The organism is Sphingobium sp. UBA5915, assembly GCF_002431195.1.
Classification (GTDB): Bacteria; Pseudomonadota; Alphaproteobacteria; order Sphingomonadales; family Sphingomonadaceae; genus Sphingobium; species Sphingobium soli.
The window spans coordinates 1-24,934 of sequence record NZ_DJDV01000123.1; the positions used below are offsets into that span (position 1 = coordinate 1).

General features: G+C 62.9%; 22 protein-coding genes and 1 tRNA gene. 10 read left to right on the forward strand and 13 right to left on the reverse strand.

Going from position 1 to position 24,934, the window contains the following annotated elements:
* The 6 genes from B2V90_RS22205 to B2V90_RS22230 form a co-directional block, all read right to left on the reverse strand.
* On the reverse strand, positions 1 to 2,959 hold a 2,959-nt coding region (locus tag B2V90_RS22205; protein WP_293923139.1), incomplete at its 3' end, for an efflux RND transporter permease subunit.
* 87 nt (positions 2,960 to 3,046) lie between these two features.
* Positions 3,047 to 4,309 carry an efflux RND transporter periplasmic adaptor subunit gene (locus B2V90_RS22210; RefSeq protein ID WP_293923140.1) on the reverse strand — a complete coding sequence of 421 codons (1,263 nt, stop codon included), beginning with the start codon at positions 4,307 to 4,309 and terminating at the stop codon, positions 3,047 to 3,049.
* The gene (locus B2V90_RS22215) at positions 4,306 to 4,698 is read right to left on the reverse strand and encodes a hypothetical protein (RefSeq protein ID WP_009822826.1); all 393 of its coding nucleotides are present in this window, start codon (positions 4,696 to 4,698) and stop codon (positions 4,306 to 4,308) included. Before B2V90_RS22215 ends, B2V90_RS22210 begins: the two co-directional genes overlap by 4 nt.
* Positions 4,699 to 5,072: 374 nt before the next feature.
* On the reverse strand, positions 5,073 to 5,702 hold the full coding sequence (locus tag B2V90_RS22220) for a TetR/AcrR family transcriptional regulator (RefSeq protein WP_414711637.1): 630 nt from the start codon (positions 5,700 to 5,702) through the stop codon (positions 5,073 to 5,075).
* A gap of 74 nt (positions 5,703 to 5,776) precedes the next feature.
* Positions 5,777 to 6,040: a hypothetical protein gene (locus tag B2V90_RS22225; RefSeq protein WP_293923161.1), complete on the reverse strand. Its 264-nt coding sequence runs from the start codon at positions 6,038 to 6,040 to the stop codon at positions 5,777 to 5,779.
* Positions 6,012 to 7,316, reverse strand: a complete 1,305-nt coding sequence (locus tag B2V90_RS22230) for a radical SAM protein (protein WP_228220982.1) — start codon at positions 7,314 to 7,316, stop codon at positions 6,012 to 6,014. The genes B2V90_RS22225 and B2V90_RS22230 overlap by 29 nt, the downstream gene beginning before the upstream one ends.
* Positions 7,317 to 7,456: 140 nt before the next feature.
* On the opposite strand from B2V90_RS22230, the gene B2V90_RS22235 reads away from it, so the two are divergent.
* Positions 7,457 to 8,122 (forward strand): OmpW/AlkL family protein, encoded by a 666-nt coding sequence (locus B2V90_RS22235; protein WP_228220981.1) that lies wholly within the window; start codon positions 7,457 to 7,459, stop codon positions 8,120 to 8,122.
* Between the two features lie 69 nt (positions 8,123 to 8,191).
* On the opposite strand, the gene B2V90_RS22240 is transcribed toward B2V90_RS22235, so the two are convergent.
* Positions 8,192 to 8,689 (reverse strand): GNAT family N-acetyltransferase, encoded by a 498-nt coding sequence (locus B2V90_RS22240; RefSeq protein WP_228220980.1) that lies wholly within the window; start codon positions 8,687 to 8,689, stop codon positions 8,192 to 8,194.
* Positions 8,690 to 8,709: 20 nt separating this feature from the next.
* On the reverse strand, positions 8,710 to 9,081 hold the full coding sequence (locus B2V90_RS22245) for a hypothetical protein (protein WP_009822821.1): 372 nt from the start codon (positions 9,079 to 9,081) through the stop codon (positions 8,710 to 8,712).
* A gap of 107 nt (positions 9,082 to 9,188) precedes the next feature.
* On the opposite strand from B2V90_RS22245, the gene B2V90_RS22250 reads away from it, so the two are divergent.
* From B2V90_RS22250 to fixJ, 3 genes are read left to right on the forward strand one after another with little or no spacing between them, the layout of a single operon-like run.
* Positions 9,189 to 10,004: a universal stress protein gene (locus B2V90_RS22250; RefSeq protein ID WP_228220979.1), complete on the forward strand. Its 816-nt coding sequence runs from the start codon at positions 9,189 to 9,191 to the stop codon at positions 10,002 to 10,004.
* Between the two features lie 20 nt (positions 10,005 to 10,024).
* Entirely contained in the window at positions 10,025 to 11,176 is a 1,152-nt protein-coding gene (locus tag B2V90_RS22255; RefSeq protein ID WP_228220976.1) for a sensor histidine kinase, read from the forward strand.
* The gene (gene fixJ, locus B2V90_RS22260; protein WP_009822818.1) at positions 11,173 to 11,802 is read left to right on the forward strand and encodes a response regulator FixJ; all 630 of its coding nucleotides are present in this window, start codon (positions 11,173 to 11,175) and stop codon (positions 11,800 to 11,802) included. Before B2V90_RS22255 ends, fixJ begins: the two co-directional genes overlap by 4 nt.
* 290 nt (positions 11,803 to 12,092) lie before the next feature.
* Here the strand turns inward: fixJ and B2V90_RS22265 are convergent, their stop codons facing one another.
* From B2V90_RS22265 to B2V90_RS22280, 4 genes are all read right to left on the reverse strand, one after another.
* On the reverse strand, positions 12,093 to 12,830 hold the full coding sequence (locus tag B2V90_RS22265) for a peptidase (protein ID WP_009822817.1): 738 nt from the start codon (positions 12,828 to 12,830) through the stop codon (positions 12,093 to 12,095).
* A gap of 76 nt (positions 12,831 to 12,906) precedes the next feature.
* A complete protein-coding gene (locus B2V90_RS22270; protein ID WP_228220975.1) occupies positions 12,907 to 13,779 on the reverse strand; it encodes a transglutaminase family protein in 873 nt (290 codons plus the stop codon).
* Positions 13,780 to 13,798: 19 nt separating this feature from the next.
* Positions 13,799 to 14,731 (reverse strand): alpha-E domain-containing protein, encoded by a 933-nt coding sequence (locus tag B2V90_RS22275; protein ID WP_009822815.1) that lies wholly within the window; start codon positions 14,729 to 14,731, stop codon positions 13,799 to 13,801.
* A 34-nt stretch (positions 14,732 to 14,765) separates the two neighbouring features.
* Positions 14,766 to 16,175, reverse strand: a complete 1,410-nt coding sequence (locus B2V90_RS22280) for a circularly permuted type 2 ATP-grasp protein (protein WP_009822814.1) — start codon at positions 16,173 to 16,175, stop codon at positions 14,766 to 14,768.
* Positions 16,176 to 16,448: 273 nt separating this feature from the next.
* On the opposite strand from B2V90_RS22280, the gene B2V90_RS22285 reads away from it, so the two are divergent.
* Positions 16,449 to 16,525 (forward strand) — tRNA-Met (locus B2V90_RS22285).
* A gap of 190 nt (positions 16,526 to 16,715) precedes the next feature.
* Entirely contained in the window at positions 16,716 to 18,041 is a 1,326-nt protein-coding gene (locus B2V90_RS22290) for a tyrosine-type recombinase/integrase (RefSeq protein ID WP_082657688.1), read from the forward strand.
* 219 nt (positions 18,042 to 18,260) lie between these two features.
* On the opposite strand, the gene B2V90_RS22295 is transcribed toward B2V90_RS22290, so the two are convergent.
* Positions 18,261 to 18,968: a TetR/AcrR family transcriptional regulator gene (locus tag B2V90_RS22295; protein WP_058454906.1), complete on the reverse strand. Its 708-nt coding sequence runs from the start codon at positions 18,966 to 18,968 to the stop codon at positions 18,261 to 18,263.
* Between the two features lie 122 nt (positions 18,969 to 19,090).
* On the opposite strand from B2V90_RS22295, the gene B2V90_RS22300 reads away from it, so the two are divergent.
* The 4 genes from B2V90_RS22300 (at position 19,091) to B2V90_RS22315 (ending at position 24,649) form a co-directional block, all read left to right on the forward strand.
* Positions 19,091 to 20,509, forward strand: a complete 1,419-nt coding sequence (locus tag B2V90_RS22300; RefSeq protein WP_058454905.1) for an amidohydrolase family protein — start codon at positions 19,091 to 19,093, stop codon at positions 20,507 to 20,509.
* A gap of 64 nt (positions 20,510 to 20,573) precedes the next feature.
* On the forward strand, positions 20,574 to 22,898 hold the full coding sequence (locus tag B2V90_RS22305; RefSeq protein ID WP_058454904.1) for a TonB-dependent receptor: 2,325 nt from the start codon (positions 20,574 to 20,576) through the stop codon (positions 22,896 to 22,898).
* A gap of 16 nt (positions 22,899 to 22,914) precedes the next feature.
* Positions 22,915 to 23,706 (forward strand): cyclase family protein, encoded by a 792-nt coding sequence (locus B2V90_RS22310; protein WP_011415055.1) that lies wholly within the window; start codon positions 22,915 to 22,917, stop codon positions 23,704 to 23,706.
* Positions 23,707 to 23,719: 13 nt separating this feature from the next.
* Positions 23,720 to 24,649, forward strand: a complete 930-nt coding sequence (locus B2V90_RS22315; protein ID WP_011415056.1) for a 3-keto-5-aminohexanoate cleavage protein — start codon at positions 23,720 to 23,722, stop codon at positions 24,647 to 24,649.
* Positions 24,650 to 24,934: the final 285 nt, after the last annotated feature.

Below are 24,934 nucleotides of genomic sequence, written 5' to 3' on the forward strand. Positions count from 1 at the left end.
TGGTCATCAGGATCGGCCGCAACCGGGTCTGCGCCGCCTGAACCGCGGCCTCGATTGGTGAAAGGCCCTGTTCTTCCTCCGCCTGCTTGGCGAATTCGACCACCAGGATGGCGTTCTTCGCCGCCAGCGCGATCAGCACGACGAGGCCGATTTGTGTCAGGATATTATTATCCATCCCGCGCAGGTTCACGCCCAGCATGGCCGCGAACAGACACATCGGTACGATGAGGATGATCGACAGCGGCAGCGTCAGGCTTTCATATTGCGCCGCCAGCACCAGAAAGACGAAGAACACCGCCATGCCGAAGACGAGTCCCGCGGTATTGCCCGCGCTCTTCTGCTGAAAGGCGACGCCCGTCCATTCAGCGCCATAACCGGACGGCGCTTCCGCCGCGAGCTTCTCCATCGTCATGAGCGACTGGCCCGAGGAATAGCCAGGCGGCGTGTCGCCGTCGATTTCCACCGCCGGCATCAGATTGTAGCGCACCACGCGATAAGGGCCGGTCTTGTCCTCGAACGTGGCTACCGATCCGATCGGCACCATCTGCCCGCTGTTCGACCGCGTTTTTAGATTGGCGATGTCCGCCACCGATCCGCGATGCTCCGCATCGGCCTGCGCGGTGACGCGATAGGTGCGGCCGAGCAGGTTGAAGTCGTTGACGAAGGCGGAGCCCAGATAGACCTGCATCGCTTCGAAGATGCGTTCGGGCGGCACGCCCAGCAGGTCGGCCTTGCGGCGATCGACATCGGCATAGACGCGTGGCGTCCCAACGTCGAACAGCGTATAGACCATCGACAGGCTGGGTGACTGGTTCGCCTTGGCGATCAGGTCGTTCGCCTGTTTGTTGAGATCCGCATAGCCGCGTCCCTCCCGGTCCTCCAGCATCAGGCGATAGCCGCCGGCGGAACCGATGCCCTGGATGAGCGGCGGGGGCACCAGCAGGATGCGCGCCTTGTCATAGCCCGCGACCGCCTTGTTCGCCTGCTCCATGATGCCGGCGTATGTGACGCCTTCCTTCTCCCGCTCGGCAAAGCTGTTGAACGGGAAATAGATCGCCGCGCTGTTGGGTGCCTGCGTCTGCGACGGGCCATGGAAGCCCGCGAACATCACCGCGCCGCGCAGCCCCTTGATCGGCAGGATCTTCTCCGCGACCTCGCGTGTCACCTTGTCCGTGCGCTCCAGCGACGCGCCCGAAGGTAGCTGGACCACGGCCAGGAAATAGCCCTGATCCTGGGCCGGAATGAAACCGCCGGGCGTCACCCAGAAGAGGGCGATGGTGGCGGCGATCAGGCCGGCATAGGTCAGCAGCATCTTCTTGGGCCGTGCGACCAGGAAGCGGGTGAGGCGTCCATATCCAGCGCTCATCCGGTCGAACCCGCGATTGAACGCGTCAGCGCCCTGGCCGAGCTTCTGCCGCCAGACCGGATCGCCGCTGCGGTCGCGGGGACCATGTTTGGGCTTGAGCAGCAGCGCGGCGGCCGCCGGCGACAAAGTAAGCGAGAGGATCAGCGAAATGACCGTCGCGGTCGAGATGGTGACGGCGAACTGCTGATAGAAGGCGCCCGAAATGCCGGTGATGAACAGCGTCGGCACGAACACCGCGCACAGCACCAGCACGATCGCGATCAACGCGGTCGATACCTCGTCCATGGACAGGCGCGCGGCCTCCAGCGGCGACAGACCGTTTTCGATGTTGCGCTCGACATTTTCGACCACGACGATGGCGTCATCGACGACGATGCCGATCGCGAGCACCAGCCCGAACAGCGACAGATTGTTGAGACTGTAGCCAAGCCCCGCCAATATCGTCGCGGTGCCGATCAGCGAGACCGGAATGGCGATGATCGGGATGATCGCCGCACGCCAGTTTTGCAGGAAGACGAGGATCACCAGCACCACCAGCAGCACTGCCTCGACCAGCGTGTGATAGACCGCGTCGATCGACTGGCTGATGAATTCGGTGGGATTGTAGATGACGCTATATTCCAGCCCCTTGGGGAAGCGCTGGGACAGCTGATCCATTTCCGCCTGCACCTTTTCCGCCGCGTCGAGTGCGTTGGAGCCGGGCCGCTGCATCACCGCGATGACGACGGTGGGCTTGTTCGACAGATAGGTGTTGATGCCATAATCCTGCGCGCCCAGCTCGACGCGGGCAACGTCGCGCACGCGCACCTGCCGCCCGTCGGCATCGCTGCGGATGACGATGTCGGAAAATTGCTCGGGCGTCTTGAGACGGCCCTGCATTTCGACGCCGATCTGGAAGGCTTCGCCCCGGTCATAGGGCGGCTGGCCGATCGAGCCGGCAGAGACCTGCACGTTCTGGGCGCGCAATGCCGACACGATTTCGCCGGCGGTGAGGTCCAGTGCGGCGGCGCGGTCCGGGTCGATCCAGATGCGCATCGCATAATCGCGCGATCCGAACAGTTGCACGTCGCCTACGCCGTCAAGCCGGGCCAGACGATCGCGCACCTGCGTCAGCGCATAGTTGGACAGGTAATTGCGGTCGAACGTGCCGTCGGGCGATTGCAAGTTCACGACCATCAGGAATTCGGGCGTGGTCTTGCGGGTAACGACGCCCAGGCGCTGCACTTCTTCGGGCAGGCGCGGCACGGCGACCGCGACGCGGTTCTGCACCAGCACCTGTGCGGCATCCAGGTCGGTGCCGATCTTGAAGGTGACGGTGATCGTCACCTTGCCATCGCCGGTCGATTGGCTGCTCTGGTAGAGCATGTCATCGACGCCGTTGATTTCCTGCTCAATCGGGGCGGCGACGGTCGATGCGACGGTTTCGGCCGATGCGCCAGGATATTGGGCGGACACCGTCACGGTGGGCGGCACGATGTCGGGATATTGGCTGACCGGCAGGCCGATGAAGGCCAGCGCACCGACCACGGTGATGACCACCGCGATCACGGCGGCGAAGATCGGCCGGTCGATGAAGAAACGGGAAAAGCGCATCGGATCGTCCTTTGCGAGCGAAAGGGATGCCGCGCGATCCGGCTGGGCCGAATCACGGGCTTGGGAATATCGGTCAGTTCCGGACGCTTATCGGGCGAACGTCGCCTGCGCTGCGGCTGGGGCCACGCTGTCGACCGGGGTCACGGGCGGTGGCGCAGGCCGGATCGTTGCGGGCCGGGTCGCGACCTTGGCGCCGGGCATGGCCGCCTCAACATTAGTGATGACGACGCGGTCTTGCGGGTCGAGCCCGCTGCGGATGATGCGCAGCCCGTCAACAACAGGTCCCAGTTCAACAGGCTTGGCGGCAACGCTGTCATCCTTGCCCACGACCAGTACGGTCTTGCGCGCCTGATCTGACTGGATCGCTGTGTCCGGCACCAGCAGGGCGCTCGCCTGGCCGCCATTGGCAAGGCGCATATTGCCGAACATGCCCGGCGTCAGAAAATTGTCGGGATTAGCGAAGACCGCGCGAATGCGGATCGTGCCGGATCGCGGATCGAGGCCATTGTCGGTGAAGTCGAGCCTGCCCTTGTGGCGATAGTCGGCCTCGTCCTGCAATCGCACCTCGACCAGGCCGCCGTCCGCCTGATCCCGTTGCGACTTGAGGTAGAGCGCTTCGGAGGCGTCGAAGTTGAAATAGATGGGGTCGAGCTTGTTGACCGTGGTCAGCAAGGTCGCGCCATTGCCTTCCGCCCCGGACACCAAGTTGCCGATATCGACGCGGCGATCCGACACGCGGCCCGAAATGGGCGCGCGAACCTGGGTGAACTCGACGTCGAGCGCGCGGCTGCGTTCGCGCGCCTGCGCGCCCGCCAGTTCCGCCTGGGCCGCCTGCAAACGCGAACGCAGGGAATCGACCTCGCTGGCCGAAACCGCTTCGTCACCGGTCAGACGCTGGACGCGGGCATAGTCATTCTTCGCCAGCAGCAACGCGCTGCGCGCGGATGCGACGCTTGCCCGGGCTTCGGCCAGCGCGGCGCGGAACGGGCGCTGGTCGATGGTGAAGAGCAGCTGGCCCTTGCGCACATAATCGCCGTCCTGAAAATGAATGGCGGTGACGGCGCCCGACACGCGGGGGCGAATATCGACGGTCTGGCTGGGGGCGAAGCGGCCGACATATTCGTCCCACTGGGTGACGGCCCGCTGCAACGGGGCGGATACGCCGACCGAGGCGATCTGCGCGCCCTGCGCCTGTGCTTGCGGTTTATCGACCAGCTTCCATACGCCTCCCAGTGCCACCACCAGCGCGATCGCGGCGATCCCACCCTGACGGCGCGACCAACGGCGACGGGGCTTCCGTGCGGCCGCGTCCTGCGCGCCGTCGGTAGAGATTTTGCTCATCTGGTTCATGCGAAACTCCGGCGTGGGCGGGCATGACGGCCCGCACTGATGGTGGCGAGCAGCAGTTCAAGCTGCGCGGTGGAAAAGCCCGCAGCGCGAAAGGCGGCCAGAGCGGAAAGCGATACGGCATAGCCGCGATGCCAGGCTTCGACGGCCAAGCGCCGCAACGCCTCCAGCCGTTCGCTGGCGAGCGTCAGGTTCGTGTCTTCGCCGAAAATCCAGCGGCGCAGGCGGACGAAGCGCCCCGGCCCTTGCAGGGATCGCAAGCCATCGGTGCGCGCCAGTGCAACGATCTGCCATTCTTGCTGGGTGAAGTCCGTGGGGGTCGAAACCCCTTGAGCGATTGATGCAACCGGGGCGGGGCCGGCCATGGGTTGGCTGAAATCAAGGAAAGCCATGAGGATGCTCCTTCCTGTCCCTGTGAAAATCCTGTCTGAAGCGAATGCGCGTCCTTAGGCCCGGAGCGCGATCAAAGGCGTCCCGCGGCTTGCGCCCGAAATTTGCGCAGACCATCCCGTCTGGCCGCGCGGCTACGCGTCAGGGAGAAAGGCTGTGATGATGGAAACGATGCGACCGGGCGGATCCGATGTGCGCCGTTACCCCGCCGTCAGCGACAGCGGAAGATGATGGGAATAACGTTCAAGATTGACCTCCCCGGGCAGATGCCCAGTTCCTTCTATACCAAGCGGTATATATTAACCGGACCTGTCTGGTCAAGAGGCTTTTCTGTACCGGAAGGTATTTTATTTGCGATGCGGCATGGAAGCTGAATTCAACGTCCCGGCCACATCGACAAGGTCGTGTCGATCAGCGCTTTCAGGCGCTCGACCGCAACGCCTGCGCCAGCCTGCACAGCCATGCCCTGCAACACCGTCGACAGATAGCAGGCCAGCGCGGCCGGATCGACATGGTCGGGCAGGTCGCCTTCGTCGCGCGCGCGTTCAAGGCGTGCGACCAGAGCGCGATCCGATGATGCCCGACGCGCCAGGATTTCGTCACGAATACATTCGGAATGAGCGGTGCCGCCCACTGCGCTGATGACGCCCATGCACCCCTTGGGATCGGTGCTGTTGGTCTGGATCGCCAGGGAACCGCGCAACAGCCGTTCGGCCACCTCCCGCGACGTCGGCGCGTCCAGCGCGGATTTCATGTAGCACAGCTTGTCGCGTTCGTAGAGGTCGAGCGCCTTGCGAAACAGCGACTCCTTGTTGCCGAAACAGGCATAAAGGCTGGGCTTCGTGATGCCCATGGTTTCGGTCAATTCCGCCAGCGAAGCGCCTTCATAGCCGCGACGCCAGAACACCTGCAGCGCAGCCGACAGCGCCTGTTCGGGATCGAACTCCCGTGGCCTCCCTCTCCCGCTTTGTGTCACCGTTTCCATACCGATCGGTATATAGGCCATGGGGCCAGAATGTCCAGTGCCGCTAGATCTTGGCCCATGGCTCTGACCCGTCGCTTTCGGTGTCGGCATTCCTTTCAGGCCGGATCATCGCCGCCGCCAGGGGGCACCCGCCCGGCGCGTTCTTTCTTACCGGAACAGAGCATCAGATGGCACGGGCCTGGCTGCTGTTCGGGCTTTACAGGCTTTCCTCCGGGCGGGACCCAGCCAGGTGGGGGCGTTCCGCAAAAGGACACGGAAGCGGGCGCGGCGGCATGGGGTATGGCGGCCGTCGCCAGCGACAGGCACGCCAGCGCTGGCAGGACCGAAACGCTATACCGCATGGCTGAACCGTTGCTCACGCGGCTCCAGATAGGCATCGAAGGTCGATGCGATGGCGCGGGCATAGGGTAGCGCGGTCGGATGCAAGGTCACATGGCTGCCCTGTCGACGCAGCAGACCCAGTTCCTCAAAGCGGGAAAGGTCCGGCAAGGGCAGGGCGCCGACATGGGCCTCGCCCCGGCATAATAGCGACTCGATCACGCGGCCGCGCGCCTGATCATCCGGTGTCCGGATCACGCCGCGACAGGCGCCGGCCTGTCCTGTCGCCATCCTGTCGCGATAGGCGCCAGCGGCCTTCTCATTTTGCACAAGCAGGTCTGGGAAGGCACTGATCGCGCTTGCCCCCATGCCGATCAGGACGCCGGCATCGTCATCGGTGAAGCCCTGGAAATTGCGCCGAAGACCGCCACTTCGCGCCGCTTGCGCCATGCTGTCGCCGGGCAGCGCGAAATGATCGAAACCGATCGGCCGATAGCCGCCCGCCACGAGCTGGACATGCCCCAGCGCCGCCATGGCGAAGCGGGCCTCCATATCCGGCAGCGCGCTGGCATCGATCCGGCGCTGACGCGGGAGCAGGCGTGGCATATGCGCATAGCCAAACAATGCAATGCGCCCCGGCACCATGCGCACGGTCGCCTCCAGTGTCGCGGCCAGATCGTCGAGAGACTGGCCCGGCAATCCGTACATGAGGTCAAATCCCACCGCGATGCCGATCCGGCTGAAGCGCTCCACTGCGCGCTCCACCATGTCCAGCGGCTGGATGCGACCGATCCGCGCCTGCACGGCCGGTGTGAAGGTCTGCACGCCCAGATTGACCCGGCCGACCCCCATGACCCCCATCGCGTCAATCCACGCCCGGTCCAGTCTGCGGGGGTCCAGTTCGACGGAGATTTGCGCATCGCGCGCGTCGAAGCAGCGGATCACCTGCTGAAGCAGGCGGACGAAATCGACCAGCGGCAGGCTGTTTGGGCTGCCCCCGCCAAAGGCGATGCGGGTGATATGCCCGCGACCGCCAAGGCGCTGCGCCGTCGCCGCAATCTCCTGTTCCAGCGCATCGACATAGGCGGCCAGACGATGGCTGCGATTGGCAGCGCCGGTGTTGCACCCGCAATACCAGCATATGTCATGGCAATAGGGAATGTGCAGATAGAGCGAGACGGGGGTGCCCTGGGCAATCTGGTCGATCCGCTCCAGCATCGCGTCGGCGTCCACGGCGTCGCTGAACTGCGCGGCGGTGGGATAGCTGGTGTAGCGGGGCACGGGCCCGGCGAGCAGGTCGGGATGATAGGTCCACATGCCGTTTGCCTCGCATGGCGAGGACGCGGCTGCATTGCGCTCGATCAAAATTCCCGTTGCGCCTGATCAATGCAGCGCCCGCCGATGCGGGCCAGAGCGGCATCTCCGAATAGGTCATATCGAAGGGAAGGAGATCCATTATGCAGCCCATCAAGACGCTGTTGCTCGCTGCTGCCGGCGCCGCCGTTTTTGCGAGCGTGCCCGCCCAGGCGAAACAGGGCGACATCCTTGTCCGACTGCGCGGCATCGTCGTCGCGCCCAATGAGAAGAGCGGGAGCGTGCTGCCAGCCTTTCCGGGCGAAAAGGTCAGCATCGACAATGCGGTCGCGCCGGAAATTGACGTCACCTGGATGGCGAGCGACCATATCGGATTTGAGCTGATCGCCGCTACCACCAAGCATAGCGCCAGCGGGCGCAAGGGCACGACGGGATCGATCGGCAAGCTGGCATCGACCTGGGTCTTGCCGCCGACGTTGACCGCGCAATATCATTTCCTGCCTGATGCCCCCGTGCGGCCCTATGTGGGGGCGGGTGTCAATTATACGCTGTTCTATAGTGAGGATGCGTCGGGCGCGCTGGAGAGCGCAGTCGGCCAGACGAAGGTGCATATGTCCGACAGCTTTGGCTGGGCGGCGCAGGCCGGGGTGGACATCGACCTCAATGACCGGCTGTTCCTCAATATCGACGTCAAATATATTGATATCGATACGACGGCGCGGCTGTCCACCACGGCGGCGGGCGTGCAGAAAGTGCATGTCGACCTTGATCCGCTGGTATTTGGTGTGGGCGTCGGCATGCGCTTCTAATTAGCGGGGGCAGGGGAGAAGGGCGTCGTCCTCTCCTGCCCCACTCAATATCGGTCGTCGCCCACGCGGTCAGAATTGGCGCTCCAGCAGAACCAGTGCAGGGTCCCCATCGACTGGCCGGGCGACGAAGCCTTTTTCCCGTTCGAGCGTGATGGCGGCGTGATTTTCCCGGCTCTCGATCGACTGGATTGCGCGGATGCCCCATTGCCGTGCCTGCGCGGCGGCATAGTCGAGCAGCGTCCAGCCAATGCCACGCCCCTTATAGTGCGGGCTGATGGAGATCGCGACTTCGGCGATTTCGATCGCCTGATCGGCGGCAAGCGTGGCTGCGGCGATGATCTCGTCCGTGCCCGGCAGGAGGGCGAGGATGGTTTCGTGTCGCCCATGGTCGAAGGCCGCGATGTCCTGTGCCTGCGCCACGGTCAGATGCCGCACCGACGACAGGAAGCGGAAGCGACGGTCTTCATCCGATACGATGTCGAAGAAGGCCGCCACCGCCTCCGCATCGGCCGGTGTCGCGGGGCGGGTCGAAAAACGGAAGCCGGTGCGGGTGACAAGGTCATTCATGGGCATGCTCCTTTTGAGGATCAGGCGGCGGCGAGCCCGCGCACGAGAAAGGGCAGGCGCGTACCGTCGGGTTCGGTCAGGGTCAGATAGCTGCCTGGCGCGATGCTGTGGGCGTCCAGCCGGTAGATGCGCTCGTCGTCCGCGTCGCCCGGCGCATAGGACAGCGCCCAGCCATCACCGGTGCGCAGCAGATAGCCGTGCTGGTCGGGTTCGTTGGGCCAGAAGCGGCGCACCGTCGCCAGTTCCGGCCGGGTGCGATATTCCTGTTCGTCGATCATCCCGGCCGGATCGAGCGGCAGGCGAAGCACATAGCTTCGCGCTGCTGATCCCTTGGGGAAGGTGGGCGTGCGCGCCAATTCCAGGCGGATGGTCGACCAGGTCATGGCCACCATTTTCCGCGATCCGACGCAGCGCCGAAATAGGGACTATCCCGGATGGCGGGCCGGACGGGCGTCCGATAGCCATCGTGGCGTGCCTCAATGATCTGGAGGAGCCGATCATGAAGACGATCCTGCTGCATGTGCATGACGACAGAGGGGCCGAAGCGCGGTTGCAGGCGGCCTGTGATATTGCCCGCGCGACCGGTGCGCATATTCGCTGCGTCCAGTTGACGGCCATGCCCGCGATGATGATGGCCGATGCCTTTGGCGGCGCGGCGCTGGCACCGTCGGTGATGGAGGAACTGGAAGCGCATGATGCGTCGGTGCGGCTGCGGCTGGAAGCGCGGCTGGCCCGGGAGGATGTGTCCTGGGACTGGAGAAACTGGTCCAGCGACCCAGTGCCGGGGTTGCTGTTCGCCAGTCGCCTGACCGATCTGGTGATCCTGTCGCTGGCGCAACATATGCGGCAGGATGTGGACGATCCGCTCAACCTGGTGGAGGACGTGGTGCTGGGCGGACGGACCCCGGTGCTGGCCATGCCGGCCACCGCGCGCCATGTCGATCCGACGGGCTGCGCGATCGTCGCATGGGATGGATCGGCCCCGGCGGCCGCGGCCCTCACACGCGCGACCCCGCTGCTGAAGCGCGCGCAGGCCGTGCATATCGTCACGGTCGAGGAAGCGGACAAGGACCGGTTTCCATCGACTGAGGCGGCCGAATATCTGGCCCGCTATGGGGTTGCGGTGGAATTGCATGCCCTGCCGCGCGAGGGCGCGGCGATCGAAACGATTTTGGCGGAAACCGCCGTGCGCCTTGGCGCCGATTGGATGGTCATGGGCTTCTATGGCCATGGCCGCATGCGCGAAATGATCTTTGGCGGCGTGACGCGCGCCCTGCTGCGCGATACGCGCATCCCGCTCTTGCTGGCGCACTGAAAGGATTGCATGGTTCCGCGATGGCTGTAGCGGATGACGAGACAGACGGACTGGACCGGCAGGCGCATAGCCTTGAACAGGCGCTGCTGTCGTCGATCCTGAGCACCGTGCCCGATGCGCTGATCGTCATAGACAGGCAGGGTCACATCGTGTCGTTCAGCGCCGCCGCGCAGGCCATGTTCCAATATGCCGAAAGCGACGTTCTGGGCGAAAATATCGCGATGCTGATGCCTTCGCCCGATCGCGAGCGGCATGATGGCTATATCGACCATTATATGCGGACCGGCGAGAAACGGATCATCGGCATTGGCCGGCTGACCAGCGCGCGGCGGCGCGACGGATCGGTCTTCCCGATAGAATTGTCGGTGGGCGAGGTGCAGGATCGCGGCCGGCGGCTATTCACCGGCTTCATCCGCGACCTCACCGAGCGGCAGCAGGCGGAGCGGCGGGTCGCCGATTTGCAGGCCGAACTGGCCCATGCCGGGCGAGTCACCGCCATGGGGACGCTGGCATCGGCGCTGGCCCATGAGTTAAACCAGCCGCTTGCCGCCATCGCTAACTATATGGAGGCGGGGCGTGACCTGCTGGCGAAGCCGGGCGACATCGACCGGGAATTGCTGGGCGAGGCGATGCGCGAAAGCGCGGGGCAGGCATTGCGCGCGGGCGAGATCATCCGGTCGCTGCGCGAGTTCATCAAGCGGGGCGAGACGGTGCGCGGCCCCGAAAAGCTGCGCACGCTGTTGGCCGAGGGGGCGGCGCTGGCGCTTATCGGCATGCAGAGCGGGGGGATCGATATGGATGTGCAGGTGGACGCGCGTATCGACAAGGTGCTGGTCAACCGCGTGCAGTTGCAGCAGGTGATCATCAATCTGGTCAAGAATGCGGTGGAGGCGATGCACGGATTGCCCGTGCGCATCCTGCGGTTGACGGCCGCGCCCGATGCGGACGGCAAGGTCGAAGTCGTGGTGGCCGATTCCGGCCCGGGGCTCGACCCCGCCATGTCGCGCACGCTCTTCACCCCCTTCACCACCAGCAAGCCGGGCGGCATGGGCGTTGGCCTGTCGATCAGCCAGACCATCATCGAAGGTCATGGCGGCCGCATCTGGGCGACGCCGTCGCAATGGGGCGGTACGGCCTTTCATTTCACCCTGGACCGCGCGGACGAGATATGAGCCAAGCCTACCCCATCTATGTCGTCGACGATGACGAGGCGATCCGTCGGTCGCTGTCCTTCCTGCTCAAGACAAGCGGCTTTGCCGTGCAGCTGTTCGAGGGCGGGCTGCCGTTCCTGAAGGAGGCTGGGCATTTGGCGCCGGGCTGCGTGCTGCTGGACGTGCGCATGCCCGACATGGACGGTCTGGAGGTGCAGCGCGCGTTGCGCGGGCGGGGCGTGATGCTGCCGGTCATCATCATGACCGGCCATGGCGATGTCGACATGGCCGTGCAGGCGATGAAGGCAGGGGCGAGCGACTTTATCGAAAAGCCGTTCGAGAAGGCGGCGCTGCTGGCGTGCATTGCGGCGGCCCAGCGCCAGTCGGTCGCCGAGCGTGGTCTGTCGGCGCGGGCCATGGAGGCGCAGGCGCGGCTCAACGTCCTTACCGATCGCGAGCGCGATGTGCTGAACGGGCTGGTCGATGGGTTGCCCAACAAGACCATCGCCTATGACCTGGGCATCAGCCCTCGGACGGTCGAAATCCATCGCGCCAACCTGATGCAGAAACTGGAGGTCCGCAGCCTGGCCGAAGCGTTGCGAATCGCCTTTCACGCCGGCCAGGGTGCTGACGCTCCACCCGGCTGAGTCGGGCCGCATGCCTTTGACGCCGGCGTGACAGGAGCGAAGTTCACACGCTTTGCGCTTTTTGGGCTCGAAGCGACCCCTTCGCGCCTGCGAAGCGACCACGAAGCGACCACGAAGCGACACTAGCCCGCCGCGTCAACCGCCGCCACGCAGCGGCCGCGGGGCCGTGCGCGATGCGCTGTCAGGGTCGGCGACATGGCGGATGGGGGCGGTCATCCACCAGGATAGATCAGAGATTATCCAACATTGGAAGCACATGGCCCGCAGCGGGCAGGGGGCGCTTTTTCGCGTCAGCCCAGCACGTTGGGCAAATCCTCAAACCCCTTGCGCAGGGCGGCGCTCCAGCTTTGCGAGATACGGGCAAATTCCTCGTTATCCGCTTCGATGCGGGTGCGGACGCGAAAATCGAACATGTCGGTCGGGATCACGACCAGATCGAGCGGCATGCCGACCGACAGGTTGGAGCGCAGCGTCGAATCCATCGACACCAGCACCGCCTTGGTCGCGTCCTCCAGGCTGGTTTCGCGGGCGATGATCCGGTCGAGGATCGGCTTGCCATATTTATGCTCGCCAATCTGGAAGAAGGGGGTGTCCTCGGTCGCCTCGATGAAATTGCCGGCGGAATAGACGAGGTAAAGGCGCGGCTTTCCGCCCCGGCGCTGCCCGGCGACCATGATCGACGCGCTGGCGCCCGATCCGCCCATTTCGATATTTTCACGATAGCGTTGCTGCATCGCCTGCATCGCCGCGCCGATGATCTGCGCCACCCGGTACATGGTGTCGCAATTGAGGATGGTTTCGACATCCGGGTCGAAGGCGGATTCCTTGATCGCCTTGCTCAGCAGGGACTTGACCCCCTGGGTGATCGACAGATTGCCCGAACACAGCAGGGTGATCGCCCGTTCGCCGGGCACATGATAGGTAAAGCTCTTCCGAAAGCGCGCGATATTGTCCATGCCCGCATTGGTGCGGGTGTCGGACAGCATCACCAGTCCCTGGTCGACGCGCACGGCCACACAATAAGTCATGGCCCCCCGGCCTCCCGATGCAATTGATCCGATCGACGAATCGTCGGACCCTCCATCCGACGTGCGGACCGAGTTTTCAACCTGCGCCTGGAATCGGGGGCGTGCTTTGTTGCTGCTGGCGTTGCAATTGGCGCTGCTCCATCCCCTCTTCGGCCTGCGCGATGCGGACATCGGCGTCGATGCAGATGTCCCCCGCGACAGTGACGGAGCCCCGGATCGGAGCGGCGTCATCGGCGTCCAGGCCGCTCGCGATCCGCAGATAGCGTTCGGTGACGCAGACGCGGTTGGATGGATCGAAGCCGATCCAGCCCAGGTCCGGCAGCCAGGCCTCCGCCCAGCCATGGGTTTCGTGCAGCGTGTCGCCATCGCCTGAAAGTAGATAGCCCGAGACATAGCGGGCTGGCACGCCAAGCGTGCGCGCGGCGGCAATGAAGATTTGCGCGTGGTCCTGGCACACGCCAGCGCCAAGCGCGAACGCATCGGCCGCGCTGGTGTCCGACGTGGTGACGCCTGCGCGATACTGGACCGCATCCACGACGGCCGCCGACAGGGCGTGCAGCATGGCGAGCGGACCGCCACCGGTCGGCAGGGTGCGCGCCATCGCGGCAATCGCTTCTGAAGGGCGTGTCAGCCGCGTTTCGCGCAGGAAATAGCGGGGATCGACCCGGCCATTGAGATGACCCATCACACCATGCCGATCCTGCGTTTCGACCAGTCCTTCGGCCACGATCGCTGCATGGGTCAGCGGGCTGTGGCAAACCCAGATCGCCTCCATTTCGCCATAGCTGTTGGGGCGGAAGCCGGTGAGCCTGTCGTCATTGACCAACACCTGCCAGTCCAGCACGCGCTGCGCAGGCGTATCGACCGGCGTCAGTTTCAGCCGCATCGCGACGCGGCCCGTGGCGGCGGCATAGCTGTAGATGGTCTGATGGCGGACGATCAGCTTCATTATCGGGTCATCCAGGCCATCAGCCGAAGTGATAGGTCTGGGCGATCTCCGCGCCCAGCCTGTTCGTCACCATCAGGCCATGTTGCACGGTTTCGTGCAGACCCTGTCGGAAGATTTCGCCGCTGTCCTGGCTTTCAAGGCCGGCCACCATATCCTTGACCGTGTCGTGGCACGGCCCCTTGGCGTCGTGCCAGCCCGCCAGGCGGTTGAGCCGGTAGGCCAGCTGGTCGTAGCAATAGGCAACGCTGCGCGGAAACAGGCGGTTGAGCATCAGGAAATCGGTGATCTGCCAAGGGGTGTAGGTGCCGCCATAGACATGATGGTAGGCGCGCGCGCCCGACAGCGCATAGAGCACCGACGTCCATTGATAATGGTCGCGATTGCCGCCGATCACCTCGGTTTCGGGAAGCAGGACATAATATTTGACGTCGAGCAGGCGCAGCGTCATCTGCGCGCGCTCCAGCGCCGATCCGCAGCGCAGGAAATCATGACCTTCGTTGCGCAACTGGCCCGAATGGGCAGCGCCGCGAAAGGTCATGACGCGGGTTTTGACCCAGTCGATCAGGCTGGGGAGCTGTTGGCGCGCTTCGGCCACGTCATAGCTGTCGAGCTTGCGCCAGCCCTCATTGAGCGCTTCCCACATGTCCTGCGTCAACATGGTGCGCGCGGACTTGGCATTGGCGCGCGCCTTTAACAGGCAGGAGCGGATCGAGCTGGCATTGTCGAGGTCCAGCATCAGATAGGCGACGGCGTCGCTTTCGGTGACGGTCGATCCTTCGGGGAAGCGATATTCCGCCCCCGTCGCGCGCACGACCGATCGCCATTCGTCGCGATGATGCGCGCCCGGCAGGATCGCCATGCGTTGCCCCATGGTCAGGAGCCGCGCGGTCGCCTCGGCACGTTCCATGTAGCGCGCCATCCAGTAAAGATTTTCGGCGGTCCGGCTCAGCATGGGCGGGCCTCATGGCTCGGGACGGGTCTCATCATCATTCCTGCAGCACCCAGGTATCCTTGACCCCGCCGCCCTGGCTGGAATTGACCACCAGCGATCCTTCGGTCAGGGCAACGCGCGTAAGGCCGCCGGGCACGAGTCGGATTTGCTTGCCGACCAGGCAATAGGGCCGAAAGTCGGCGTGGCGGCCCACCACCGACGCCGGTCCCAGCGTCGGCACGGTCGACAGGTCGAGCGTGGGCTGGGCGATGAATTCGCCCGGATTGGCCTTGATGCGTTCGGCATAGGCTTCGACCTCGGCATGGCTCGCCTTGGGGCCGATCAACATGCCGTATCCGCCCGACCCATGGACTTCCTTGGCGACCAGATCGTGCAGATTTTCCAGCACATAGGCGCGTTCGTCTGGCTTGCCGCACTGCCAGGTCTGGATATTGTCGAGGATCGGCTTTTCACCCAGGTAGAAGCGGATCATTTCCGGCACATAGATATAGACCGCCTTGTCGTCGGCGATGCCAGACCCCGGCGCCGACGCCAGCGTCACGCCGCCATTGCGATAGACGTTGAAGATGCCGGGCACGCCCAGCAGGCTGTCAGGACGGAAGACCAGGGGGTCGATATATTCGTCGTCGATCCGCCGGTAGATGACATCGACCGCCTTTGGCCCCAGCGTCGTCTTCATCCAGACGCGATCATCATCGACGAACAGGTCGGCCGGCTCGACCAGTTCGACGCCCATCAGGTCAGCCAGGAAGCTGTGCTCATAATAGGCGCTGTTGAGCGATCCCGGCGTCAGCACGACGACGACAGGATCGCCCTTGCACGCGGGCGGCGCGACTTCCTTCAGGCTCTTGAGCAGCTCGGCGGGATAATCATCGACGGGCGCGACCACGCCCTGCGCGAACAGTTCGGGGAACATGCGCGTCATGATCTCGCGATTTTCGAGCATGTAGGACACGCCCGACGGCGTGCGGCAATTATCCTCCAGCACTTCGAAACTGCCCGGCCCGGTGCGCACGATGTCGATGCCCACGATATGGCTGTAGACCTTGCCCGGCGGGGTGAAGTCGGCCATTTCCGCCAGATAGGCGCTGTTCTTGTAGATGATGTCGGCCGGCATGATGCCCGCCTTCACGATTTCGCCGCGATGATAGACATCGTGCAGGAAGGCGTTCAGGGCGCGGGCGCGCTGGCGGATGCCCCGGTCCAATATACGCCATTCATTGGCGGTGAAGATGCGCGGCAACAGGTCGAAGGGAATGAGCCGTTCGGGATCGCCGCCTTCGCCATAGACGGCGAAAGTGATGCCGATGCGCCGGAAAATCGCCTCCGCCTCGTCCATGCGTCGGTTGAGCCCGGCAATGCCGGTGCGGTCCACCCATTTTTGCACTTCGTCATAACAGGGGCGGATTGACCCGTCGGGCTCGAACATTTCATGGAAGGGCAATTGGACGATCCTCCCTCGGCCGGCGGCCGGTTGTGCATTGCAATATTAGTGCGCCGCGCCGTGGTGAATGCAAGGCAAAAGTGGCGAGTGGCAAAAAGGTTGCCAGGCTGTTGACTCTAAATGGCGGAAAAGTCGTTTCTCTTCGTTTTAACGCGGGATTTTGAGGCGCGCATCATGCGCCCGCCAAATTTTTCGCGCGCCCCGTTGACCGCCCGAGCGCCGCTGCGTATAGCGCCGCCTCACCGTCGGCCATGTGCCGCGCGATGCCCATGGGGCGGAGTAGCTCAGCTGGTTAGAGCAGCGGAATCATAATCCGCGTGTCGGGGGTTCAAGTCCCTCCTCCGCTACCATCCCGGATTGTCCACCGGTGGCCCACTGAGGCCACTGGCAGACATTTTTCGAGGAAAATCAAATATTTTTCGCGTCCCGTTGCGTACGCCGGCGTCCCGGTGCGACCCGCTGCGGCCACCCACGGCGATTTGGATTGGGGGTATTTTGGGGGTATTTTTCGGCTGTCCCCAAAACAGGCGATACCCCCAGATGGCTTTGAAAGAACTTGAGGTCAAATACGCCACCAAGCGGCAGCGCCCCTACAAGCTGTCCGATGGAGAAGGCCTGCACCTGCTCGTCCAGCCGAACGGATCGAAGCTCTGGCGCCTGAAATACCGCTTCGACGGCAAGGAAAAACTGCTGAGCTTCGGCAAATATCCGACCGTCACGCTGGCGATCGCCCGCGAGAAGCGGACCGAAGCCAAGCGGCTGCTCGATCAGGGTGAGGACCCCGCCGAGGCCAGGAAGCGGGCGAAGAAGCAGAGGGCCGCGCTCAAGCTGTTCGAAGAGATTGCGCGGGCCTGGCACGCCAATCGTATTGAAGGGCTGGACTCGGCCCATGCCCTGCGCGTCATCAACCGGATGGAGCGCGACGTCTTTCCGGTCATCGGGAAGCGTCCGATCACGGAAATCGACCCGCCCGAGATTCTCGAGATGATCCGCGCGGTCGAAGCGCGCGGCGCCCTCGATATCGCCCGTCGCCTCAAGCAGAACGTCAGCCAGATCTATCGCTTCGCGATCGCGAGCGGCTGGGCGACCATCGATCCGACGCTCGGCCTCAACGATGCGCTCAAGCCCAAGCCGCCCGTCAGGCACATGGCGCGCGTGCCGCTCGCGGAGTTTCCGAAGCTGGTGCGGGCGATCTTCGCCTATGACGGCGAGGACACGCCGCGCCGCCGCGAGATCACCCGTGACGCGCTGCTGTTCACCTTGCTCACATGGGTCCGAACCAGCGAAACCCGCTTCGCGGCCAGGGACGAGTTCGAGGATCTCTATGGACCGAACCCGCTATGGCGTCTGTCGCCGGAGCGCATGAAGATGGAACGTGAGCATCTTGTTCCGCTGTCCCGCCAGGCCGCAATGATCGTTCAGCGCCGCTTGCAGGCGACGAACGATGCGTTCCTCTTTCCCGGAGCCAAGCCTGGAAAGCCTATTTCCGAGAACACCATGATCTATGCCTGCTACCGCATGGGCTATCTTGGCCGGCAGACGGTGCATGGGTTTCGGGGGCTCGGCTCGACCTGGGCGAACGAAGCCGAACGCTACAAGCCCGACTGGATCGAGATGGCGCTCGCCCACGAGGATGAGGACGAAGTGCGCGGCGCCTATAACAGCGCGCTCTATCTCACCCCGCGAAGGCGGATGCTGCAAGATTGGGCCGACGTGATCGACGCGGCAACCGCAGTGTCGGATGTCGAGAAGGATCCTATCGAGTTCTCACAGCTCACGGGCTGTTCTGCGCCCATCCAGCGCTTGCCGCCGAGCGACCGGAGACAGCCGTATTGGCAGCGCCCTCGTTGGGCGGCTTCGCGATAAGCGTCACGGCTCGGAACCGCTGATTAAGAGCGCGGCTTTCCACCATAATTATTATAAACGTCAGTTACTTAGATGCATCCGTGAATAGTGGGACTGAACAATAAGAAGCAGTATCGTATCATATCCTACCATGCCCTACGTCACAAATTCACCTACGTCGGAAGAGCGCCCTCATGGCGGACATTCGTTCAATCAAGCAGGCAATCACGGTGAGCGGCATCAACCATCGAGCTTGCCAATGCCCTGTACCCTAAGACACGATAACAATCCCCCCACGCAAAAGTCCTCCATGGCCTTCAGGGTCACCGAGATGTTCCGTGAAGAAAGTCGCCCACCCGACATGTGATCGATCCGGCGATTGTCGGCGAATGTGTACAGCGTACAGCTCAGAATAAACTGATAGGCCTGCAAGGCATCATCGCGCGATGACTTTGGTTTGATAGATATCATCGCCTCGACATATCGGCGAGATATTTCATCAAATAGCGGTGCAACTATTTCGTCCATCCAGAGTTGCACGCCTGCTATCTGTGAGATGAGGCGACAATAATTCATCCACCCCGGCTCACCGGATTCAAAACGGCTCAAGAGGGGGCCGTAAAATGCGCGGATGAGAAGTCGAGCCGATGCTTCCGGGCGATCTGGATCGAGGTCCAGCTCCGCAAGCCTTCGCAGCCGCTCTTCGTTCAACCACGCGCTGCGGCGTTCTATGACTTCCGTGAACAGCGCTTCCTTGGTTCCAAAATGATAATTCACAGCGGCGAGCCGTGTGGACGCTGCATCCGTTATTTCTCGCACCGAAACGCCGAAATAGCCCCGGTCCGCGAACAGCGACTCGGCGGCGTCCAGGATCTGCTCGCGCAGATCCGGTCGTTCCGTTTGCGGCTTGGAGATTGCCTTTTTTGGCTTAATATCTGGTAATTTCAATCATCTTCTCCCCCAAAAGCGCCCCGAATTGACATGTGAGTGGAACGTTCGTATCACTCGATCAAGGACGCGCAGCCTACGCTGGCTTCCGTCACAAAAATAGATGGTAGGGGAACGAAACTGTGAGACCGATCCTGATCCGTAACGGCTATGTCATCACCGGCGATCCTGCGATCGGCGACGTGCCCAGTGGGGATGTTTTGATCGTGAACGGACGCATCGCTGAGATCGGTCAAAACCTTCACCATGATGAGGCAGAGGAGATCGACGCGACCGGCACGATTGTAATGCCAGGCATGGTCGATACGCATCGGCATACTTGGCAGACTCAGCTACGCGCGATTTGCGCCGACATGAGCCTCATGCAGTATATGCGCTGCATCCGCTTCAACATCTCGCCCGTCTATACGCCAGAAGATGTCTATGTGGGCAATTATATCGGCGCCCTAGAAGCTCTGAACGCCGGGATCACGACGCTCTATGACTTCTCACATACGTCGCACAGTCCGGAACATGCCGATGAGGCCATCCGCGGCCTGCGGGACGCCCGGATTGCTGGCCTCTATGCCTACGGCTTCTATCCAGCACCGGTCGACCGGCCTTATTTTACGAGCGTCGACCAACGCATCGCCGATGCGGAACGGATAAGGACGCAGCATTTTTCGTCGGACGATCAGCGGCTGGGCATGGCGGTCGCGATCACCGAGGTCGGGATGTATCCGTTCGATTCGACGCGTAAGGAGATCATGACAGGCCGCCGACTTGGCGTGCAGCAAACAATTCACACGAACTGTTTCTGGGGCTCCGCTTTTTGCAGCGGTATAGAGGAACTCGCGGCGGCCGGACTCCTTGGACCCGACCAGGTCCATGTGCATTGCAATTCCGTGACAGACAACGAACTTCGCCTGCTCGCCGATAATGGCGCCAAGGTTTCATGCACGCCCGATACGGAACTGCAGATGGGCATGGGCCACCCCTTGATCGGCCGCGCCCACGATGTCGGCATCAAGCCTACACTTGGGGCCGACGTTATCTCCTGCAACGGTGGCGACCTACTCACGCAGGCACGCCTCGGTCTTCAAGACGCGCGCGTCCTGGCCAACGATCCGGTCAATGCGCAAGGTCGGATGCCTGAGGATATCCCATTCAAGGTACGTGACGCGATCGCGTGGATGACGATCAACGGCGCGGAAGCGATGGGTCTTGATCATCGCACGGGATCGCTCACGCCGGGCAAGGATGGCGATATCGTTCTCATCGCGCCCAACGACTTCAACCTCATGCCGCTGAACGACATGGTGGGCGCGGTCGTGCTGCAGGCTAACGTTTCCAACATCGATACGGTGGTCCTGCGCGGCGAGGTCGTGAAGCGCCACGGTCGCTTGACTGGCGTCGACTTCAAGCAGTTGCTCCGCATGGCGGAGGGCTCGCGCGAGCGGATCATGGAGCAGGCCCTGCGTCGCGGTCCGCTCGTTCCGCCGCCCAACACCACGGCAATGGCAGAGATGGAGGAGACCGCGCGCCAGAACCTGGCCGCATAGCGGGGTAGGAAACCAAAGGCGCCGCATGAACCGCGTCGGCGTCCAACGAGGAGGGGATTACGAAATGGATAAGCTTTGGCCGCGCGCCGCGCGGATCGGACTTCTTTTGCCTGCGGTCGTTGGCACAAGCGCTTACGCACAGACTGAGCCGGCTTCATCGGCTGCGAGCACTCCGCAGCCGGAGGCCGTATCGACGCCCGCCGCACAGGATCAGGGCGCCGGTCTTCAGGACATCATCGTGACTGCGCAGAAGCGCAGCGAGTCGGTGCAGAAAATTCCTCTCGCGGTGACGGCCCTATCCGGCAATGACCTCGCGAAGGCGGGCATCAACAGCATCGAGGGTCTGCAGGCCGCCGTCCCCAATCTCAACCTCGGCCAGCAGCTCGGCGTCGCGAGAATCTCGCTGCGCGGCATCGGCCTCGACAACCTCAGCACCGGCGCCGAGGGAAGTATCGCTTTCCACCTCAACAGCGCGTTCATTTCGCGCGGCGCCGCAGCGCTCAGCGCATTCTACGACGTCGATCGCGTGGAAGTTCTGCGCGGGCCACAGGGCACGCTCTATGGCCGCAACGCGACCGGCGGCTCAATCAACCTCATAACGCGCCAGCCCACCGACACGTTTTCGGGTTATGGCGATGTCACGGTCGGCAACTATGGTCGTTTGGCGTTCGACGGCGCCGTCAGCGGCCCGATTGTCTCTGATAAAGTGCTCGCGCGGATCGCTTTCTCGACGGACGACCGCAACGGCTATGGCCGAAACATCACGACCGGCACTAGGATCGACGACACCAATGCCCGTTCGATCCGTGGTACGCTGAAGCTTTTACCCGCCGACGATCTCACCATCACTCTGATCGCCGACTATCATCGAGAAAATGACAACGCGAACGGCTATCATTATTTCGGACCCGCGGGCCAGACTGCCAGCGGCCAGACAATCACACCTTTCGGCATTCAGTTCGGCGGCGTCACCGCAAGCAATCCGCGCGATATCGCAAACGAAGCCGATCCGTTCAACCGGCGCACGATCTGGGGTGTCAGCAGCGAGATTGCATATCGATTCGGCGGCGTCACAGCCAAGTCGATCACGGCCTATCGCAGCACGAAATACATTACCGGATCGGACCTCGATTCCACCAGTTTTCGTCTCGCGCCGATCTTCCAGAACGAAGACGACAAACAGTTCAGCCAGGAGTTTCAGCTCTCGTCCGAATCCGACCGGTTCCGATGGCTGCTGGGGGCATTTTATTTCCACGAAAATGACGCCGGCGCGATCATCATTCCCTACAATGATATTGGCTTCGGCGGTCCCGGCGTCATCCGCCAGGGCTATTATGCCGGCGGGCGTCTCGAGACTGATGCCGGCGCCATCTTCGGGCAAGCGACCTACAATCTGACCCCGGAGATTCACCTCGTCGTCGGTGGCCGTTACAGCATCGAGCGAAAAGGCATTTCCGAACAGCTTCAGTTCGACCTCGCGCGACCCTATTCGCCCGCCAATCCCGTCGCGCCGCTCGCCCAGTGCGGAGCCGATATCCCATCGGTCCCGACCTGCCAACCGCACAAGACCTTCCGATCCTTCACGCCGAAAGTGGCGCTCGAGTATCAAATCACGCCCGACGCTTTGCTCTACGCCTCGGTTTCGCGAGGCTTCAAAAGCGGCACCTACAATGTCGGCGGCGTGCAGCCGCCCGTGAAGCCGGAGAAGGTCACGGCCTATGAAGGGGGCCTGAAATCGGAATTCCTCGATCGGCGGCTCCGCATAAATCTTGCCGGCTTTTATTATGATTACAAGGATCTCCAGGTCGGCAAGGTGGTCAACGCGTCACTCGCGCTGGAGAATGCGGCGACAGCGACGATCTACGGTGCCGAGCTCGAGTTGCGCGCGCGCCCCACGCCCGACTTAGAACTGGGTCTGACCGGCTCCTATCTCAACGCCAAGTTCGACAGTTTCATCAGTATCGATCCCGCGCGACCCGGAGGTGACGGGCGCACCGTCGACCCGGCGACCGGCGCACCGGCTTTCAACAACGCCGGCAACCGCCTGCCGCAAGCCCCCAAATGGACGGTCGACGCCATGGCACAATATACCGTGCGCTCGGACCATGGATCCTTTGCCCTTCGCGGAGAGGTCTTGTGGGTCGATAAGGTCTATTTCAGTGCCTTCAACGTTCCGCAGGTGTCGCAGCCGGCAAAGACCAAGCTCAATGCCTCGCTGATCTACACCGATCCGGGCGATCGCTGGAGCGTGACCGTCTACGGCAAGAATCTCGCCAACAAGACGTACATCTCAAACGCCTTTGTCAGCTCCAGCATCGTGGGATTTGGCGTCAACGGCTTCCTCGAGGAGCCGCGAACCTATGGCGTGACCATCGGGTATAAGTTCTAGCCGGGAATATATTCTCATGATCACGATTCCCACCGCCGAGTCCATCATCGACATTTCGATGCCCATCGAGAATGATATCGTATCGGATCCGGCGGCCTTTCGTCCACGGGTCCGATATTTCGGGCACGATGATACACGAGAACAGATGCTGGCCTTCTTCCCCGGAATGACGGCCAGCGACCTGCCCGATGGCGAGGCCTGGGCGATCGAGCATGTCGAGCTGATCACGCACAACGGCACGCATCTCGACGCACCTTACCATTTTCATTCGACGATGGATGGGGGCAAGCGGGCGATCACGATCGACGAGGTTCCGCTCCACTGGTGCTGCCAACCAGGCGTCAAGCTCGATTTCCGGCATTTCCCCGATGGCTATGTGGTGACCGCCGAGGATGTTCGGGCTGAACTCGATCGGATCGGCGTCAAGCTCAGCCCGCTGACCATCGTGGTCATCAACACGCGGGCCGGTTCGGCCTACGGCACGGATGACTATGTCAACGCGGGGTGTGGAATGGGCCGCGAAGCCACGCTTCACCTGCTTGAGCGCGGTGTCCGGGTGACAGGGACCGATGCATGGTCATGGGACGCGCCGTTCACTTACACGGCGCAGAAATATGCCGAAACCGGGAATGCCGACCTGATCTGGGAGGGGCACAAAGCGGGTCGGGAAATCGGCTATTGCCATCTGGAGAAGCTGCATAATCTCGAAGCGCTTCCATCCTCCGGATTCACCGTGATGTGTTTCCCGACCAAGATCAAAGGCGCTTCGGCAGGCTGGACCCGCGCGGTCGCCGTCCTCGACGATTGAATGGAGTCTGGCCATGAGCAACAAGGTCATCATCAGCTGCGCGGTGACGGGATCGGCGCACACGCCGACGATGTCGGACGCGCTCCCGGTCACGCCCGAGGAGATCGCCGAGCAGTCGATCGCCGCCGCCGAAGCGGGCGCGGCGATCCTGCATCTCCATGCCCGCATCCCCGAGGACGGTAGGCCGACCGGCGATCCCGAGGTCTATGCCCGCTTCCTGCCCGTGATCCGGCAGCGCACCGACGCCGTCATCAACATCACGACGGGCGGTGCGGCCACCATGCCGGTCGCCGAGCGCCTCGCCGCCTCTGCGCGTTTCAAGCCCGAGCTTTGCTCGCTCAACATGGGCTCGCTCAATTTCGCCTTCTTCCCCGCCGCGAAGCGCATCGCCGACTGGAAATACGCGTGGGAGAAGGACTATGTCACCGGCTCCGACGACTATATCTTCCGCAACACCTTCCGCGATATCGAGACGATCCTCACGACGATGGCGGAGGCGGGTACCAAATTTGAGCATGAATGCTATGACGTCGGCCATCTCTACAATCTCGCCCATTTCGTCGATCGCGGCCTGGTGAAGCCACCCTTCTTCGTCCAGATGATCTTCGGCATATTGGGCGGCATCGGTGCCGATCTCGAAAATCTTCATTATATGAAGGAAACCGCCGATCGCCTCTTCGGACGCGGCAATTACCGCTGGTCGGTGCTCGCCGCGGGTAGGCACCAGATGCCCTTTCTGACGCAGGCGGCGTTGCTCGGCGGCTATGTCCGCGTCGGGCTCGAGGACAGCCTTTTCATCGAACGCGGCGTCCTTGCGGCTTCGAATGCCCAGCAGGTCGAGAAGATCAAGCGCATCCTCGCCGAAATGGGTCACGAACCCGCGAGCCCCGCCGAAGCGAGGGAAATCCTCGGTCTCAAGGGCAGTGACCGCGTCGCCTTCTGAGCCGTGCACAGGAAGCAAGCGAATGAGGGCTTCGGTCATCGACCGATTCGGCCGTCCAGACACGGCCCTTTGGCGTGCCTGAGAATCCGTATCGCCAGATGAATTCGTACCTCATCTTCATGATCCAACAACGGCACAATGCACAGCCCGTATACGCGGATGTCGACGGGGCTGCTTTCAAGGCGCGCTGTCGCCGCTCACGGCGACAGAGATGGTGCATTCACGGTCACCCGAATAGCTGATTTCCTTTGCTACTCGGCAAGGGAAAACCGTTGGCACCGCCGA